Origin of the sequence: Mycobacterium sp. SP-6446, assembly GCF_001954045.1 — a bacterium.
Taxonomy (GTDB): domain Bacteria; phylum Actinomycetota; class Actinomycetes; order Mycobacteriales; family Mycobacteriaceae; genus Mycobacterium.
Genome location: NZ_MBEM01000234.1, coordinates 58,838 through 75,919 on the forward strand (window position 1 = coordinate 58,838; position 17,082 = coordinate 75,919).

At 67.3% G+C, this 17,082-nt stretch carries 16 protein-coding genes; 12 read left to right on the forward strand and 4 right to left on the reverse strand.

What is annotated here, in order from left to right; genetic code table 11:
• Positions 1-20 precede the first annotated feature (20 nt).
• Complete coding sequence (locus tag A5736_RS21355; protein WP_076126521.1) at positions 21-869, reverse strand: cutinase family protein; 849 nt, start codon at positions 867-869, stop codon at positions 21-23.
• 206 nt (positions 870-1,075) lie between these two features.
• Here A5736_RS21355 and eccB point away from each other — a divergent pair, with 206 nt between their 5' ends.
• Entirely contained in the window at positions 1,076-2,467 is a 1,392-nt protein-coding gene (eccB, locus tag A5736_RS21360) for a type VII secretion protein EccB (RefSeq protein ID WP_076248444.1), read from the forward strand.
• On the opposite strand, the gene mycP is transcribed toward eccB, so the two are convergent.
• A complete protein-coding gene (mycP, locus tag A5736_RS21365) occupies positions 2,432-3,748 on the reverse strand; it encodes a type VII secretion-associated serine protease mycosin (protein WP_076248415.1) in 1,317 nt (438 codons plus the stop codon). The genes eccB and mycP overlap by 36 nt on opposite strands.
• Positions 3,739-5,118 carry a type VII secretion integral membrane protein EccD gene (gene eccD / locus A5736_RS21370; protein WP_076248417.1) on the reverse strand — a complete coding sequence of 460 codons (1,380 nt, stop codon included), beginning with the start codon at positions 5,116-5,118 and terminating at the stop codon, positions 3,739-3,741. The genes mycP and eccD overlap by 10 nt, the downstream gene beginning before the upstream one ends.
• Positions 5,119-5,250: 132 nt before the next feature.
• Here eccD and eccCa point away from each other — a divergent pair, with 132 nt between their 5' ends.
• From eccCa to A5736_RS21425, 11 genes are all read left to right on the forward strand, one after another.
• The gene (eccCa, locus tag A5736_RS21375) at positions 5,251-8,928 is read left to right on the forward strand and encodes a type VII secretion protein EccCa (RefSeq protein ID WP_076248419.1); all 3,678 of its coding nucleotides are present in this window, start codon (positions 5,251-5,253) and stop codon (positions 8,926-8,928) included.
• Positions 8,929-8,935: 7 nt separating this feature from the next.
• A complete protein-coding gene (locus A5736_RS21380; RefSeq protein WP_076248421.1) occupies positions 8,936-10,189 on the forward strand; it encodes a type VII secretion-associated protein in 1,254 nt (417 codons plus the stop codon).
• Between the two features lie 26 nt (positions 10,190-10,215).
• The gene (locus A5736_RS21385; protein ID WP_076126347.1) at positions 10,216-10,533 is read left to right on the forward strand and encodes a WXG100 family type VII secretion target; all 318 of its coding nucleotides are present in this window, start codon (positions 10,216-10,218) and stop codon (positions 10,531-10,533) included.
• Positions 10,534-10,539: 6 nt separating this feature from the next.
• Positions 10,540-10,842, forward strand: coding sequence for a WXG100 family type VII secretion target (locus A5736_RS21390; protein ID WP_139333481.1), 303 nt, complete (start codon positions 10,540-10,542; stop codon positions 10,840-10,842).
• Between the two features lie 177 nt (positions 10,843-11,019).
• On the forward strand, positions 11,020-11,226 hold the full coding sequence (locus tag A5736_RS21395; protein WP_076248424.1) for a type II toxin-antitoxin system HicA family toxin: 207 nt from the start codon (positions 11,020-11,022) through the stop codon (positions 11,224-11,226).
• Between the two features lie 14 nt (positions 11,227-11,240).
• On the forward strand, positions 11,241-11,612 hold the full coding sequence (locus tag A5736_RS21400; protein ID WP_139333482.1) for a HicB family toxin-antitoxin system: 372 nt from the start codon (positions 11,241-11,243) through the stop codon (positions 11,610-11,612).
• A gap of 215 nt (positions 11,613-11,827) precedes the next feature.
• Positions 11,828-12,271: a 50S ribosomal protein L13 gene (rplM, locus tag A5736_RS21405; RefSeq protein ID WP_076248426.1), complete on the forward strand. Its 444-nt coding sequence runs from the start codon at positions 11,828-11,830 to the stop codon at positions 12,269-12,271.
• Positions 12,268-12,765 carry a 30S ribosomal protein S9 gene (rpsI, locus tag A5736_RS21410; protein ID WP_076126357.1) on the forward strand — a complete coding sequence of 166 codons (498 nt, stop codon included), beginning with the start codon at positions 12,268-12,270 and terminating at the stop codon, positions 12,763-12,765. Before rplM ends, rpsI begins: the two co-directional genes overlap by 4 nt.
• A 140-nt stretch (positions 12,766-12,905) precedes the next feature.
• The gene (glmM, locus tag A5736_RS21415) at positions 12,906-14,243 is read left to right on the forward strand and encodes a phosphoglucosamine mutase (protein ID WP_076248427.1); all 1,338 of its coding nucleotides are present in this window, start codon (positions 12,906-12,908) and stop codon (positions 14,241-14,243) included.
• Positions 14,244-14,289: 46 nt separating this feature from the next.
• Positions 14,290-14,619 carry a type VII secretion target gene (locus tag A5736_RS21420; protein WP_076126361.1) on the forward strand — a complete coding sequence of 110 codons (330 nt, stop codon included), beginning with the start codon at positions 14,290-14,292 and terminating at the stop codon, positions 14,617-14,619.
• Positions 14,620-14,621: 2 nt separating this feature from the next.
• Complete coding sequence (locus A5736_RS21425) at positions 14,622-16,013, forward strand: hypothetical protein (RefSeq protein ID WP_139333483.1); 1,392 nt, start codon at positions 14,622-14,624, stop codon at positions 16,011-16,013.
• Positions 16,014-16,017: 4 nt separating this feature from the next.
• Here A5736_RS21425 and A5736_RS21430 read toward each other — a convergent pair whose 3' ends face one another.
• On the reverse strand, positions 16,018-17,061 hold the full coding sequence (locus tag A5736_RS21430) for an LLM class F420-dependent oxidoreductase (RefSeq protein ID WP_076248429.1): 1,044 nt from the start codon (positions 17,059-17,061) through the stop codon (positions 16,018-16,020).
• Positions 17,062-17,082 lie beyond the last annotated feature (21 nt).

The following is a 17,082-nucleotide window of genomic DNA, read 5'->3' on the forward strand; positions in this document are numbered from 1 at the left end:
TAACCGGCCAGCCTATGCGGTCAGTGGATCGCCGAGACCAGATCAGGCGAAGGCGTCGGCGCCGCGGGCGCGGGCCCGGGGGCCGTTGGAGGAACCGACGGGCCGGGCCCCGGCGCCTGCGGGACGGAACCCGGTGACTGCGGCACGGAACCCGGCGACTGCGGGCCGGATCCCGGCGTCTGCGGGCCGTATCCCGGTGACGTGGGGCCGTAGCCGGGTACCTGTTGACCGGTTCCGGCCAGCAGCTTCGACGCGACGAACGCCGCTGCCTGAGTGGTGTACACCGGCACATACCCCTCCGTGTGCCCGGTCCACTCGTTGCCCTGGCCCGCATGACAGATCGGGTCTTGCGGATTGCACAGGTCGATCGCCTTCGAACCCAGCAGCGTGCTCTGGGCCGGCAGCGTTCCGCCCGCGCGGTCGGCCACGTCGCCGAAGGTGGCGACGGCCGCGATGTTGTTCGCGTATTGCGGTGGGAGCGAGTTGCCCCAGTTGATGCCCCCGATGGGGACGCCGGCCACGATGTCCATCACCGAGGCGCCCTGGGAGTAACCGCCAAGCACGATCTTGGTGCTCGGGCACTTTTCCACGCTCTTCTTGACGCGGTCGATCGTGTCGTTGGCGCCGTCACCGCCGTGCAGCTGCAGTTTGCTGGCCGCGTAGTTCACCCCGTAAGGCAGGATGTTCAGGCCGGTCTGCTGGCGCAGCGAGTCGACGAAGGCGTCGCCGACGCGGCCCAGGCCGGGGGGCTCGTTGGTGCCGCGGGCGAAGATCACCTCGACATCCGGGCAGTCGTCGGCGGAGGCGCTCGGCGCCGCGCTTGGGAGGGCGAGCAGGCCGGTCGCGGTGACCAGCGCGGAAGCGCTCAGGCCGACCCAGCGGCCTGCGGACCGCGCGGCGCCCGCCCGAGGGCTACGTATGCGGTGAGTAAACACCCGGAAATTTTACCCGTATCCGGCAAAGCCGAAACTCGGCCGACCTGTGGATAAACCTGCGCAGGGCGCTCGGCGTGCGGTTTACCGTGAAGCGGAAATCCGGATTCGACAAATTTCGCGGGGGAATTTTGGACCGATCCTTGCCCCCACAATCACCGACCCGCGTGCAAATCGGCGCGTACCGATTTCTGCTGCGTCGCATCGAGTGCGCGTTGCTGAGCGGGGACACCGGCGCCGCTGCCCGACACCTGCGGGCGCGGAGGGTATCGCTTACGGCCGGATGTGCGCTCGCGGCCGTCGTTGTCGCCGGATCCGCGCTACTTGCTTTGCTGCGGCCACAGGTCGCGTTCGATCGCACATCGATCGTGATGGGCCAACAATCCGGAGCGCTGTACGTACGGGTGGGTGACATTTGGCATCCGGTGCTGAATCTGGCCTCGGCGCGGTTGATCGCAAGAACCAATGCCAACCCGCAACCGGTACGCGAGTCCGACCTTGCGCGCACCAAACGCGGTCCGCTGCTGGGCATTCCGGGTGCGCCGCAAATTCTCGGCCCGCCGCTGTCGGCGGACGAATCAGTGTGGACGATCTGCGATACGGCCGGCAACGCGCCGACGACGATCCTCGTCGGACCCGCGGGGGGGCCGGCGGTCCGCCGACTGAGACCGGAGGACGCCGTCGTGGTGGCTCCCAGCTCGGGTTCGCCGGCCTACCTGCTCTACAACGGACAGCGGGCGATCGTCGATCTCGCCGACAGCGCAGTGGTGCGTGCGTTGAGGTTGGAGGGCCGCACGCCGCGAGTCGTCGCCACGTCATTGCTCAGCGCCATTCCCGAGGCGCCGCCGATCACGCCGCCGCGAATTCGCGACGCAGGCGCGAAGGCCGCTGGACTGCCCGGATTTTCGGTCGGCGACGTGTTGCGCATCACACGAGCCGGTGGTGACGAGTATTACGTCGTTTTGGCAGCCGGCGCGCAACGAATCGGTCAGGTCACTGCAGACATGTTGCGTCTCAGCAATTCGCACGGCAACGCGAACATCATCCCGGCGGCGCCGGACGCGATCCGCGCCGCGCCGATCGTTACGACGCTGCCGGTGGCGAGTTTCCCCGACCACGCGCCCCGCGACGGCGCCTTGAGCGATGCCGATACCACCGTGTGCGCGTCGTGGACTGCCGCTTCCGGGCGTTCCGACATCGCTTTCCTGGCGGGCAGCGGGCTGCCGTTGCCGGTTGGCCAAGTGCCGGTGACCTTGGCACAGGCAGACGGCCTCGGCCCCGCGCTGGACGCGGTATACCTCCCGCCCGGCCGCGTCGCCTACGTGCGGGGCAACGCCCAAGGCGGTGCACGCTATCTCGTCACCGACACCGGGGTGCGTTTCGCGATTCACGACGACGACGCGGCACACGACCTTGGGCTGCCGACTGCGGCGCTAACGGTGTTCTGGCCGATGGTCGCGGTCCTGCCGTCCGGGCCCGAACTGAGCAGGCAAAGCGCGTCAGTCGCTCGAGACACTGTTGCGGGTCCGCCTTAACCGACTCTTGGCCGGGCCGGCGATCAGGGCTGCCGCCAGCGCGGCCAAGCAGATCGCCGCGCCACCCAGGGCGGTGTTGCGGCCTTGACGATCAAGCGGCGCCGGTGCCAGAGGGGGAGGGATCGGCACCGGCGCCGGGCCTGGTTGGGACGTGTTGATCGGTGGAATCGAGTCGGTGCTGACCGCGGCAAGGGCATCGATGGTGCCGTTGCCGACGAGCGGATCCCATCCGGCCGCCGGGTGATGGGCGGTCGATTCGATGCGCTGCATCACCTGTCGCGCGGTCATCGTCGGGAATCGCGCTCGGATGAGCGCAGCCAACCCGCTGACGACTGGCGCCGCGTAGCTCGTGCCGGAAAGCGATGCTGAGCCAAGCGAATTCACTGCCTCACCGACGGCGGCGACGTCCACCCAGGGGCCGGCAAGGGTAAAGGCCGATGGCGCGCCGTCGGCGTTGACCGACCCGACGGCCAGCACGTAGTCGTCATACCAGGCCGGACTGACCGCGACGGTAACGCTGTCCCATGTCGCATCCGGCCGTTGCGGCGGGCACTGTGCGCCGCCGCCGGTGTTGCCGGCCGCGGCGACTATTACCGCGTTCTTGACGTCGACCGCATACGCCAGTGCGGCGCCCAGCGAGCGGTCGTCGAGCGGCGAAGCGACCGAAACGCACGCGACCGACGAAATGTTGATCACCGACGCGCCGAGATCGGCGGCCGTCCGGACGGCTCGCGCCATCGTGTCGACATCACCCACCCCGGCGCTGGATCGGTCGTTGGCCGGAGCGAACTTGGCGCTGGACTGGCGGATGCCGATCAGGGTGACGTCGGGCGCCACCCCGGCGAAGCTGTCGGCCCGGGAATCGGGTGTCGCAGCGATGATTCCGGCCACCAATGTGCCGTGCGCATCGCAATCCTGCGTGCCGTCGCCGGTGGATACATAGTCACCCCCGGGCACCACGTCGGGTAGCCGGCCGTGTTGCGAGACACCAGTGTCGATTACCGCGACCCGCTGGCCGGCACCGCGGGTGAGCTGCCAGACCCGCGGTAGGTCGAGGTGTGCAAGCTGGTTGCCGCCCGCGCTTGAATCCGACGCCATCGTCGTGCAAGCCTCGCGTTGCACGGTCGGCCGCGGTGGTGCGGGCAGGGCGGGCTTCGGCAACCACGTGTCGTCGATCTTCGGCGGCGAAACCGCGTGTGCCGACGGCGTTCCGAACTGGGCGAGCGCCGTCAACGCCGATACCGCCAGCAGCCGCAGGACGCGTGACGGGATCAACTCCATGTCGGATTGATGGCACGAACGGCGCGATAGACGCCGCATATCCAACAGGTCAGGGGCACCATAGCGATTATGGCCAGATACTCCATCAGCTCAACGCCTCGCCGCGCTAGGGGCGACGTCGGCATCACCGTAGCGACGGAGCCCAGGTAGAGCGCCGCGGCGACGAGCATCGCCGTCATTGCGGCAATCCACGGTCCGCGATCCGGGATGCCCGCCGCCGTAATTGCGAATGTTGTTCCAGTAGTGACGATTCCGCCGACGACAAAAATCAAAGCCCGTCTCCTGTCAACGCCATGCGCGTGCAGCAGCAGGACTGCGCCGGTGGCAGTGGCAAGAGCTACGCAGCCGAGCCTCGGTGCGCCGGTGACAACGGTGACGATGGCGCCCAGGGCGGCCGAACACGAAAATGCGGCGAGCAGGCTGGTCAGCCAGCTATCGGCACGGGTCGCCTTGGCGGCCAGACGATCCGGGGTGTCCAGGCCCGGTGTGGGCGGTAACCGCGGCGACAGCCCGCCCAGCATGATCGACACTCGTGCCGCCATTTCGAGCAGTCCGAGCGAGGCCAACGCGGATACCGACGCGATGACGTGCAGGGGTGCGGTTGTGATGACACCCGCCAACGCGGCGATCGCGACGACCATCGCGAAGCACGACACCGCGGTCAACGTGACACGACCACACCCCGATAGGCGCATCGCCGACACCGACATCACGGCAGCCGCCATCGCGGCCAGGAGCACACCGGGGATGCCAGGCGCTCCAGGTACAGCCAGAAAGCCCGCGAGCGCAGCAAATACGGTAGCGATCAGGCCGAGCGTGAGTCCCGCCATCGGGTCGCCGTGCGCCCGGTGCGCAAACACGGCAAACAGTAGAGCAAGGAAGCCGGCGAACACCGCGACGCCGGCGGTGGTGTAGCGGGCGGCGTTGCCCCCGACGGCGTTTCGAACGAGCGTGGCAGCCCCAATGCCAGTCAGGCAGATCGCCGCCACCGCGCCCATGAGGCGACTCGTCAGCCGGTCCTGGGACTGTTCCGAACCGCGGGCTGCAGCACCCAGCGTCGCCGACACCGCCTCCGCCACATCGTCGCAGCGAGCAACGGGAAGCGACGGCCGCGCTTGGCTCAGCACCATGACGGTCCCGTCGCGGATGCCGTTCTGTGCCAACGTCGTCGACGCATCCAACGCGGACGAACCGGGCAGGGACAGGTGATAACGCTCCCCAGGCTGGCAATCGATGTCGAGGGCCGCCAGGCTGTCGAGGATCGACGGGATCAGGGTGGCGACGGGCAACGCGGCGGGCAGCGACAAATCGACGAGCGCATTGCCGGCATGAACCGACACGCGGCGCAGTCCCGGATCGGATGCGGACAAGGGCGACCCCTTCAGAATTGAATTGTCGGCACGGTAACTCGTTTTCGATCGCCCGGTTTCCGGCTATCCACAGGCGAGTTGCGCCCGATCCGGGTGCTCCTTACCGTTCGTCGAACGGTGGGAGGGGTCAGGATGACTGAGGTTTTCGGGCCTGCGGTGTGCCATCCGCCGCCGCCCGTCGAGACGGCGGACGTCAACATCGCCGCGCCACCCGAGCTCGCGCGCTCCCCGTCGTCCGGCTTGCTGGTGCACCTGGTGCCGGTTCTCATATCCCTCGTGAGTCTTGGGGTTATGGCAACGGCCTTCTTCTCGGGGTCGACCGTAACCCGCAATCCCACGTTCTTGGCATTTCCCGTGATGATGCTGGGTTCGATGATTGCTACGACGGTCGCCGGACGAGGCCGTCGGCAGAGCGGAGGCATGGACGCCGATCGAGTCGAATATCTCGCATATCTAAGCCGCCTGCGCGCGACGGTCGCGGAAACCGCTGCGGCACAGCATTCATCACTCAGATGGAGGCATCCAGATCCCGAGACGTTGTGGACGATGATCGGCGGATCGCGAATGTGGGAGCGGCAAGCGAGGGACGGCGACTTCTGCGTCATCCGAGTCGGCGTCGGAACCCAGCCGCTCGCCACGCGTTTGGTGGCCCCGGAAATCCCGCCCGCGGAGCTCGCGGACCCGGTCACCGCAACGGCGTTGGACCGGTTTGTCCGCGCGCACTCGACGATCGAGGAAGCGCCGATTGCGATTAGCCTGCGGGCGGCTACGACGGTAACGATCGATGGCGATGCTGGCGAAGCGCGCGGAGTGCTGCGTGCGATGGTATGTCAACTCGCGGTACTGCATCCTCCGGACCAGTTGCTCATCATCGCCGTGATCAGCGAGCGGAACAGATGTCACTGGGATTGGCTGAAATGGCTGCCGCACAACCAACATCCGGCCGCGCTCGATAGGTTGGGATCGGCGCGCATGGTGTATCAAAGCCCGGAAGAAGCACAGCAAGCCCTGGCCGGTACGAGTGGACCGCACGCGGTGGTGATCAGCGACCGTGGCGCCCGCGTCGCGGCCGGTGTGATCGCGGACGCGATCATCCTCGAGGTCGGCGCTGGCGGCACGTCGTTGGCAATCAAGCATGCCGGCGAAACTTTGGCGCTGGAACGCCCCGACCAAATGGATGCCCTCGATGCGCTGATCTGTGCGCGGCGGCTGGCAGCCTATCCTGCCGAAGCGGCCTTTCGCCGGAGCGAAGGCCCGGGCTGGGCGGATCTGATGGGGCTCGGCGACCTCTCCCGTTTCGACCCGGTCCGACTGTGGCACAGCCAGGACCGCCACCATCGCCTCCGCGTTCAAATCGGGACGACGGTCGATGGAAAGCCGCTGGAGCTCGATATCAAAGAGCCCGCGGAAAACGGCATAGGCCCACACGGCCTCTGCGTGGGCGCCACCGGCTCGGGCAAGTCGGAGCTGCTGCGCACCGTCGCATTGGGCATGATGGCGCGAAACTCGCCCGAGGTGCTCAATCTGCTCCTCATCGACTTCAAGGGCGGCGCAACGTTTCTCGATCTGGCTCGTGCTCCGCACGTGGCCGCGGTCATCACCAACCTCTCGGACGACGTGCCGCTGGTGGCCCGCATGAGGGACGCCCTGGCCGGTGAGATGAACCGGCGGCAACAATTGCTGCGGGCGGCGGGCCATGGCAGCGTCGCAGCCTACGACGAGGCACGCCGGGCCGGCATGCAATCGTCGGCGCTGCCGACATTGTTCATCGTCGTCGACGAGTTCTCCGAACTGCTCAGCCATCATCCCGATTTCGCCGACATGTTCGTGGCAATTGGCCGGCTCGGCCGGTCGTTGGGCATGCATCTGCTCCTGGCCAGCCAGCGCCTCGACGAAGGCCGGCTGCGAGGCCTGGAACCCCATCTTTCTTATCGCGTATGCCTGAAGACTTTGTCTGCGAGCGAATCGCGAATCGTCCTCGGAACAATCGACGCGTATCAACTACCGAATATCCCCGGTGCCGGTTACCTGCGCTGCGGTGGCGACGAGCCGATTCGTTTCCAGACCGCATTCGTCTCGGGACCGCTGTCCGCTCCACGCGTGGATGTCAGCACCGCGACGAGATCGCCTTCCGTGCAGCCGTTCAGCACACGGGCCCTCGGCCCAATCACACGCGACGCCGGGACAGGCCGGCCACCCGCACCAACCGTCCTGGGTGCGGTGCTGGACCGGCTGTCAGTGCACGGGCCGCCCGCGCACCAAGTCTGGCTGCCACCGCTCGGTCCGGCCCCTCCGTTGGGGAGCCTATTGCGCGACAGCGGATTTCCGAGAGGCAGCCTGATCGCACCCGTCGGCGTCGTCGACCGCCCTTTCGAGCAGTCCCGGACGCCGCTAATGGTCGACTTATCCGGGGCCGCAGGCAATGTCGCGATCGTCGGAGCGCCTCAGTCGGGAAAATCAACCGCACTGCGCACACTGATCACTGCGTTGGCGGCCACTCACGATCCGCGCCGGGCGCAGTTCTATTGCCTCGATTTCGGCGGCGGAACGTTGGCGCCGCTGCGTTCATTGCCCCACGTGGGCACGGTCGCCGGCAGGGCCGAGCCGGCGCTGGTCGCGCGCATGGTCGCCGAAATGGAATCGATCGTCCGCTCTCGGGACTTGGATCGAACCGATGCGGCATCCGATTCCGCCCCGCCGGGCGACGTTTTCCTCGTCGTCGACGGCTGGGCGACCCTGCGCCATGAATTCGAGGCGCTCGAGGAAGCGATCACTTCGCTGGCGACGCAGGGGCTTTCATTCGGCGTACACGTAGTCTTGTCGGCGTCGCGCTGGGCGGAGATCAGGCCGTCGCTGAAGGATCAGATCGGGACCCGCATCGAGTTGCGGTTGGGTGACCCCGCCGACTCCGAAATCGACCGCAAACGCGCGCAGCAGGTGCCGCGCGACAAACCCGGCCGCGGCCTTTCCCACGAGGGGCTGCACATGCTGATCGCGCTGCCGACGGACCCGAGCGAGCTGGCATGCCGTGACGGCGAGGCGGCCGCGCCCCCGATACAGCTGCTGCCGGCGCACGTGGACCGCGAGGCTGCCGTCCACCGAGCGGGTGACGAATTCGCGGGGCGCATCCTGCTCGGGCTCGAGGAGCGCCGACTGCAGCCGGTCACGTTGGATTTCGATCAGCATTCGCATCTGCTGATCCTCGGAGACAACGAGTGCGGGAAGACAGCGACGCTGCGGACCCTGTGCCGCGAGATCGTACGTACCAATAGCGCCGCGGAAGCGCAACTGTTGATAGTCGACTATCGGCGCTCCTTGCTCGGTGTCATCGAGTCGGAACACCTTGGCGGGTATGCCATGTCGTCGGCAGCACTGGGCGCATTGCTGCCGGGCGTCCTCGACATGTTGAGACAGCGGGTGCCCCCTCCGGAGGTGAGCCAGGCGCAGTTGCGAACCAGATCTTGGTGGTCCGGTCCGGATATCTTTGTCGTAGTCGACGACTATGACCTGGTCGCCGCTCCGGCCGAGAATCCGCTAGTGGCCGTCACCGAGTTTCTACCGCATGCAAGGGATCTGGGACTGCACCTCATCGTGGCGCGGCGCAGTGGTGGCGCGGCGCGCTCCCTGTTCGAGCCTCTGCTGGCCGGTCTCCGCGACCTCGGTTGCATGACACTCGTGATGAGCGGACGTCCGGACGAGGGTGCGCTGTTAGGCTGCCGCCCCGCCCGGCTGCCACCGGGTCGTGGCGTTCTGGACGCACGTGCCGGTGACGAACAGCTTGTACAGGTGTTTTGGAGCCCGCCGGCATGAGCCTGTCGTGAGCGGTCATTGCGCAATCATTGAGGCCGGCCCGGGTGCGATCCGCCGATTGTGTTGCGGCTCAACCGCTGTCACCGACGCCGAGATGGCTGAGATCACCAGGACGGCGCTGGAATCGATAGACGATCCGGTGGCCATGGTGGACGGGCGGCCGGTCGCCGTCGATTCGGTGTGGCGGACCGCGCTGCGGTCGGTGGACTGCCCGAGGCGGCGGCCACACAAGGCCATGGTCGTGGTGCACCCATCGTGGTGGTCATCGTCGCGCGTCGGCCTGGTGACCTCGGCCGCCAAGGGCCTTGCCGACGATGTGTCGGCACGCCCGCGATCGTGGCTGCTGAGGCAGTCGTCCGAGGCCGAACCGAACGCTGCGGTGGTGGTGGAGATCGACGAACGGGTGGTGTCGATCGCCGGTGTCGACATCGTCGCCGTGCCCCGCCGGACGGAACCCGGCGCAGTCGCCGAGCAGGTAGCCCGTGCTGTCGACGAGATCGCATGCGGGACAACGGAGGTCACGCTGATCGATGGGCCGGCCACGGTGGCCGGGGCAGCGGCGCTTTCGACATTGATCGTCGGTGCGCTGCGCAATAGTGGCCGGACGGCGGTGGAGATCGGTGACTCCGCGCTGCCAAGTCTCGCCGCGTCGGCGCAGTCGTCGTTGTCGGCCCTCGACGAGCTGGCCTCACCGCCGTCGAACCCGAAGGCCGGTTCGCGCGCCTGGATGCTCAGGGGAATCGCGGCAGCCGGCGTCGTCCTGGCCGCGGCGGTACCGGCGGTGGCCTCAACGGGCCGTCACGGCGTCACGCGCGCCGAGACTGCGGCGACGACCGTTCTAGTGGAAGGCCGGGTAGCGCTAAGGGTGCCCGCGAATTGGCCCACGCAGCGTGTGATTGCCGGACCCGGTTCGGCACGGGTGCAAGTCACGTCGCCATCAGATCCCGAAGTAGCGTTGCACGTCACACAGTCGCCGGTGCCCGAGGAGACGCTGGGTGACACCGCTGAGCGGTTGAAACACGCGATCGATGCCGAGCCCGCCGGGGTGTTCGTCGACTTCAACCCCTCGGGAAGCAGCGGGGGCCGGCCGGCGGTGACCTACCGCGAAGTGCGCGCCGTCCACCATGTGCGCTGGGCCGTGCTGCTGGACGGAACGGTCCGGATCAGTATCGGATGCCAGAGCCGGCCCGGCGGTGAGGATGCCGTCCGGGACGCGTGCGAGGAGGCGGTCCGGTCCGCGCACGCGATCAATGGAACCTAGCGGGCGTCCGCAGGGTCGTATTTGGTATGGGAACACCGAACACACTGAGCGCAGACTTCGACCTGATGCGCTCCGTCGCGGCGACCACCGATGCCCGCAACGAAGAAATCCGGGTGATGCTGCAGGCATTCATCGGCCGCATGAGCAGTGTGCCGCAGTCGGTGTGGGGTGGGCTCGCCGCCGCGCGGTTCAAGGATGTGGTCGATCGTTGGAACGCCGAGTCGACGAGGCTCTACCACGTCCTGCACGCGATCGCCGAGACGATTCGGCACAACGAGGCCGTTCTGCAGGAGGCCGGTCAGATCCATGCCGACCACATCGCCGCTGCCGGCGGAAACCTCTGATCGGAGTTGTCCGTGGATCCCGTGTTGTCGTACAGCTTTAGCGAAATCGAATTCTCCGTGCGCCAGGAGATTCACGCCACCTCGGCACGTTTCAATGCCGCGCTGGACGAGCTGAGATCGCAAATCGCTCCGTTGCAGCAGTTGTGGACTCGCGAAGCCGCGGCCGCATATCAGGCCGAGCAGCTCAGATGGCATCAGGCTGCGACGGCGCTTAACGAGATATTGGTCGACCTTGGAAATGCCGTACGCGACGGCGCGGATGAGGTGGCAGACGCCGACCGACGAGCGGCCGGGGCCTGGGGAAGGTAGCCCGATGCACGAGACTCTGTGCGGTCCTGGCGGAGGAGAGCCGCCAGGACCGCACAGTCATTTCTAATGCTTATATTGACTGATCCTCACACGTCTTCTGCGGAGAAATGACGTTCTACCTGGGCGATTAACTGTCTATCTAGCTTGACTAGAAACCGTCTAGCATACTGGACTAAAATGGTTACAGATGAGCCAGCGCGAGAAGTCGCTAAGCGGCTCAAGGATGCGGGTTTTATCCGGGTCAGCACCGATGGGCGTCATTCCAAGTGGCGACACCCGTCCGGCGTGTGGGTGCCCGTGTCCGAGAGCCATCGAATGATCAGTGCGGGCGTTGTCCGCAAGATCAACAGGGCCATCGAGGAGAGCCAGGGGAAACGCCAGTGAGTCACGAGTACAAGGTGAAGGTCGTCCGCGATGGGCGGTGGTGGATGATCCACGTTCCCGAAATCGACCAAGTCACTCAAGGACGCCGCGTCAGCGAAATCGTCCCTATGGCCGAGTCCCTAATTGCAGTCAGCACCGATCAGCCGCTGACCGACATTACGGTGCGGGTCGTCAGCATTGAGGTTCCGGGACTTGGTGATGTTGCTGCGCGCGCCACCGCGATCGCGGATGCGCGTAATACCGCCGCGCAGGCGGCCGAAGCCGCACAGCACGACGCCGCCGAGTATGCGCGCGCACTCGCCGAGGCTGGCGTTCCGGTGCGCGACACTGCCGACTTACTGCACGTGTCGCCGCAGCGCGTCAGTCAACTTGCCACAGCGCGTTAAACCGGCGTCTCGGATCGGCTGATTGAAACTGACCCGCTACCGACCGTTCAGACGATTTTGACCTGCGGGGATGCGGGTCGGTAAGCTGCTCGGTTGGCGTGCGGTATGCCGGGGCCTCGGGTCAATGTCGGTCGCCGAGATCCACCCCACCGTCAACGCCTGACCGATACCCGGGTCACACCGGGATCCACCTCGAGAAGAAGAAGGTAAGCGCTGTGCCCACATACGCGCCCAAGGCGGGTGACACCACGCGGTCGTGGTACGTCATCGACGCCACGGACGTGGTGCTTGGCCGCCTTGCCGTCGCGGCAGCCACCCTGCTGCGCGGTAAGCACAAGCCCACGTTCGCTCCCAATGTCGATGGCGGTGACTACGTCATCGTCATCAACGCCGACAAGGTCGCCATCAGCGGCGACAAGCTGCAGAGCAAGCTGGCCTTCACCCACTCGGGGTATCCCGGCGGCCTGCACAAGCGCACGATCGGCGAACTGATGGAAAAGCACCCGACCCGCGTGGTGGAAAACGCGATCGTCGGCATGCTGCCCAAGAACAAGCTCAGCCGTCAGATTCAGCGCAAGCTCCATGTCTACGCGGGCCCGGAGCATCCTCACATCGCACAAAAGCCGGTTCCGTACGAGATCAAGCAGGTGGCCCAGTGACCGAAACAACCGAGGCCGTCGAGACCCCGGCCACCCCAGAAACCCCGGAAACCCCGGCCGCTCCGGCCGAGGCCCCGGCGGCCAAGCCGAGCGAGCCGTTCGTGTTCGAGCGGCCCATCCAGACCGTCGGCCGCCGCAAGGAGGCCGTGGTGCGGGTGCGCATCGTGCCCGGTACCGGCAAGTTCGACCTCAACGGCCGCAGCCTCGAGGACTACTTCCCCAACAAGGTGCACCAGCAGCTGATCAAGGCCCCGCTGGTCACCGTCGACCGGGTGGAGAGCTTTGACATCTTCGCGTTGCTGCACGGCGGGGGCCCCTCGGGTCAGGCCGGAGCGCTTCGCCTGGGCATCGCCCGGGCGTTGATCCTGGCGTCGCCGGACGACCGGCCGGCTTTGAAGAAGGCCGGGTTCCTCACCCGTGATCCGCGTGCCACCGAGCGCAAGAAGTACGGCTTGAAGAAGGCGCGCAAGGCGCCGCAGTACAGCAAGCGCTGATCGCCGATCACTTTCTGGCCGCAACCGTGCATCTACTGCACCTTTAGCGGCGTGTCCGCGCACAAACACGCACGGTTTCGTCCAGAAATGAACGGGCATGTGTTAGGTGCACGACCGTCAACTGTGAGAGGTTTATCCGCATGGGTCGACTATTCGGCACCGACGGCGTTCGCGGGGTCGCCAATCGTGAGTTGACCGCCGAGCTGGCGTTGGCGCTGGGCTCGGCGGCCGCGCGGCGGCTGGCGAGCGCGGGGGGACCGGGCCGCCGAGTCGCCGTGATCGGTCGCGACCCGCGAGCCAGCGGCGAGATGTTGGAGGCGGCGGTGATCGCCGGCCTGACCAGCGAGGGAGTGGACGCGCTGCGCGTCGGCGTGCTGCCAACCCCCGCGGTGGCCTACCTGACGGGCGCCTACGACGCCGACTTCGGGGTGATGATCTCGGCGTCGCACAACCCGATGCCCGACAACGGCATCAAGATCTTCGGCCCGGGCGGCCACAAGCTGGACGACGACACCGAGGATCAGATCGAAGAACTCGTCGCGGGCGGGCCCGGGCTGCGCCAGGTCGGCGCCGGAATCGGCCGTGTTCTCGACGCCGAGGATGCGGCCGACCGCTACCTGCGCCACGTCGGCAAGGTCAGCACTGCACCGCTCGACGGCCTGACCGTGGTCGTCGACTGCGCCCACGGCGCGGCGTCGGTGGCCGCCCCGCGCGCCTATCGCGCGGCCGGCGCCCGGGTCATCCCGATCCACGCCGAGCCCAACGGGCTCAACATCAACGACGGCTGCGGCTCGACGCACCTGGATTCGCTGCGGGCGGCCGTGATCGACCACCGCGCCGATCTGGGCCTGGCGCACGACGGCGACGCCGACCGGTGCCTGGCCATCGACGCCAACGGCGAACTGGTCGACGGCGACGCGATCATGGTGGTGCTGGCGCGCGCGATGCAGGAGGCCGGCGAGCTGGCCTCCAACACCTTGGTGACCACGGTGATGAGCAATCTCGGCCTCCACCTGGCCATGCGCGCGGCCGGGATCACGGTGCACACTACCGCCGTCGGCGACCGCTACGTCTTGGAGGCTTTACGGGCCGGTGAGTACAGCCTCGGCGGTGAGCAATCCGGTCACATCGTGATGCCCGCACTGGGCTCGACCGGCGATGGGATCGTCACCGGCCTGCGGCTGATGACGCGCATGGTGCAGACCGGCTCGTCGCTGGCCGATCTTGCCTCGCAGATGCAGACATTGCCGCAGGTGCTGATCAACGTGGAGGTCGCCGACAAGGCCGCCGCCGCCGCGGCGCCCGCAGTGCAGGCCGCCGTCGAGCAAGCCGAAGCGGAGCTCGGTGATACCGGACGAATTCTGTTGCGCCCCTCGGGAACTGAACCGATGATCCGGGTGATGGTGGAAGCGCCCGAAGCCGACGTGGCTCGGCACGTCGCCACGCGAGTCGCCGAAGCGGTGAGCGCTCAGGGCTGATCCGCGATCCTGGAACCCCGACGGGGGATCCGGCGTCGGATTAGGCATGAGATTCGATAGTCCAGTACGACACAACGCTTTTACCCGCACCGGGGTCGACGTCGCGGCGGTGCATAGGGTCGCCGACCAATTGCGTGGCGCCGCCGAGCTCGTCGACGCCGCGGTGAGTGACCACCTGGCCGGGCTGGCTTTCAGCGGCGCCACCGCAGGTCGGGCGCACAGCGCGCGCGGCGACGCGTTGCGCGGCCAGTTGGAGCAACTTGTGGCGCAGTTGTCGCAGTGGTCGCGGGCGTCCGTCGCGATCGCTGTCGCCCTGCGGTCCGGCGCCGAACGCTATGCCGATGCCGAGCTGTACGCCGCGGCGCGGATTGCCTGATAGTGGGCGGTCGTTTGGACGTCGCCGAGCGCCTCGCCGAGGGCCGGCTCGCCGTAGAGCACACTCAGGCATACGTGCGGGCTTGCCAGGCGCTGGGTTACGAACAGTCCGACCTCACGTCGAACCCCAGCCAGATCCGCGACTGGTACGGAAGCGAAGACGGCCTGGATCTTCACGCGCTCGACCGTGATTGCGCGGAGCTGCGGGCCGCGGGCGACGCGGTGACGGAAAGCCTGCGCATCCAGCGTGCCCAGGCCGGTGAGCTGGCGGCGGCCTGGACAGGACCTGGGGCTGACGCGGCGCTTGCGTTCCTGCAGCGTCACTGCGATGAAGCCGGCGCCCTTGCGACCGAAGTGCGCGCTGCGGCCCAGCGATGCGAGTCGTTGCGCGACAACTTGTGGTGTCTGGTCGACGCAAAGGCCGCAACTGCCATCGCCATCGACGATCGCACACAGGCGCAGCGCCCGACTTGGTTGGCCGCCGCCGCTTCCGTCACGACGGGGGCCGGGGATCGGTGGACGGCCGCGGAGATCGTCCAGGAACAGCTGAAACCATACGTGGACAACGACATTCGCAACGAGTGGGTGAGCGCGATGCGTTCATCGCTCGCCGGGGTCGCCGCGTCGTACGACATGGTCATCGACAGGATGGCCGCCACGCCGGTCGTGTACTTCGAGCTTCCCGGCGAGCTCGGGCCCGGCTGGCAACCAGTTGAGCCGGTCCCACCGGGCGCGCCGGCTCCGCCCGCGGCGACTGTGGTAACGCCAGCCGCTGCGGTACCGCCCGCGGTCGCTCCCGCCGCTGCGGCACCGGCGGCGGCCCCCGCCGCGGCCGTGCCGCCCACGAATCCCGCTCCGTTACCGGATTTGGGAACCGCGCTTGGTAGTGGTTCGGGGATGCCCAGCGGCGCGGGAGATCTGGGCGGCGGACTAAGCGGTCTTGGCGGCCTGGGCGGACTTGCCAGCCGAATCGTCGATGCGATGGGTGGGCTATTGGGTTCGGCGGGCGACGCGCTCGGGGGCGACGACCCCTTCGACAAGGATGCGTTCGGCGGGGATCCGTTCCACCCGGACGACGAGCGCGAAGATTCCGACGACCGGACCGATGACGACGGGGACGAATCCGAGCAGCCCGAAAATGGTGACAAGGCCGCCGGGGATAAACCGGTTGACGGTCCGCCACCACCGTTCGAAGCGCCGCCGCCGGTGGGTGCGCCGCCGGTTGCAGCGACGCCACCGGCGGACGCGCCCCCGACGGCCGAAGCGCCGCCGGATGAACCGCCGCCGGATGAACCGCCGCCGGCGGCCACGCCCGCACCGGCCGCTGCACCGCCGACCGACGGATCAATACCGTGCGAGATTGCCGCGGATCAGCTTCCGCAGGCGGGGCAGTGAGGGCTCAGGCGGGTCGCAGTTGGAGCGCTTCCTCGACGAAGCGCACGGACTCTTCGGCGTCGGTCGCCATCGGGCTTACCAACAGCGTCGTGACGCCGGACTCGGCGAAGGCGGCCAGGCGCTCGGCGATGAAGCCGCGCGGTCCGACGAGTGACATTCCGCGCACCAATTCGTCGGGTACTAAGTCGATCGCCTCACGCTTGCGGCCGGACAGGTACAGCTCCTGGATCTTGTCCGCGACCTCGCCGTACCCGTAGCGCGTCGCGAGGTTGTGGTAGAAGTTGCGGCCCTTGGCACCCATTCCGCCGAGATAGAGGGCCAGCTGCGGCTTGGCCCACGCCAGCCGATCCTCGACGTTGTCGCCGATGGCCAACGACGCGTGCACCATGATGTCCAGCGGTCCCAGCGCCGGATCCCGTTTCGCGGCACCGGCTTTCAGCGCCTCGCCCCAGACCGTGTCGGCCTTTTCCGGAAGATAGAAGACCGGCTGCCAGCCCTCGGCGATCTCGGCGGTGAGCTCGACGTTCTTGGGTCCCAGCGCCGCGATCGTTATCGGAATGCGTTCGCGCACAGGATGATTGATCAGCTGCAAGGGTTTGCCCAACCCCGTTCCGCGATCCGCGGACAGCGGGAGCTGGTAGTACTTGCCGTCGTATTGCACCCGTTCGCGGCGCCACACCTTCCGGCAGATCTCGACGACCTCGCGGGTACGGCCAAGCGGGGCGTCGAACGGGACGCCGTGGAACCCCTCCATCACCTGGGGCCCCGACGTGCCGATGCCAAGACGGAATCGGCCGTCGGAGACGAAGTCCAGGCCCGCGGCGGTCATCGCCAGCAGCGACGGCGTGCGGATGTAGATGGGAACCACGCCCGTGGCCAATTCGACGGTGTTGGTCTTGGCGGCCAGATACCCGAGTTGGCTGATGGCGTCGTAGGAATACGCCTCGGCCACCACCGCGATGTCGATACCTTGTTTCTCCAGTTCGACGACGCGGTCGACGGCCTCTTTAAAGCCACCCGAATAATCCAGAGCGATCCCGATTCGCATCAACGATGCATATCACGCCGT

Excerpts from the sequence above, each read along its gene's own strand:
- A5736_RS21430 (WP_076248429.1), bottom strand. The coding sequence starts at position 17,061 with ATGCGAATCGGGATCGCTCTGGATTATTCGGGTGGCTTTAAAGAGGCC.
- glmM (WP_076248427.1), top strand. The coding sequence starts at position 12,906 with ATGGGTCGACTATTCGGCACCGACGGCGTTCGCGGGGTCGCCAATCGT.
- eccCa (WP_076248419.1), top strand. The coding sequence starts at position 5,251 with ATGACTGAGGTTTTCGGGCCTGCGGTGTGCCATCCGCCGCCGCCCGTC.
- A5736_RS21385 (WP_076126347.1), top strand. The coding sequence starts at position 10,216 with ATGGGAACACCGAACACACTGAGCGCAGACTTCGACCTGATGCGCTCC.
- mycP (WP_076248415.1), bottom strand. The coding sequence starts at position 3,748 with ATGGAGTTGATCCCGTCACGCGTCCTGCGGCTGCTGGCGGTATCGGCG.
- A5736_RS21395 (WP_076248424.1), top strand. The coding sequence starts at position 11,020 with ATGGTTACAGATGAGCCAGCGCGAGAAGTCGCTAAGCGGCTCAAGGAT.
- A5736_RS21420 (WP_076126361.1), top strand. The coding sequence starts at position 14,290 with ATGAGATTCGATAGTCCAGTACGACACAACGCTTTTACCCGCACCGGG.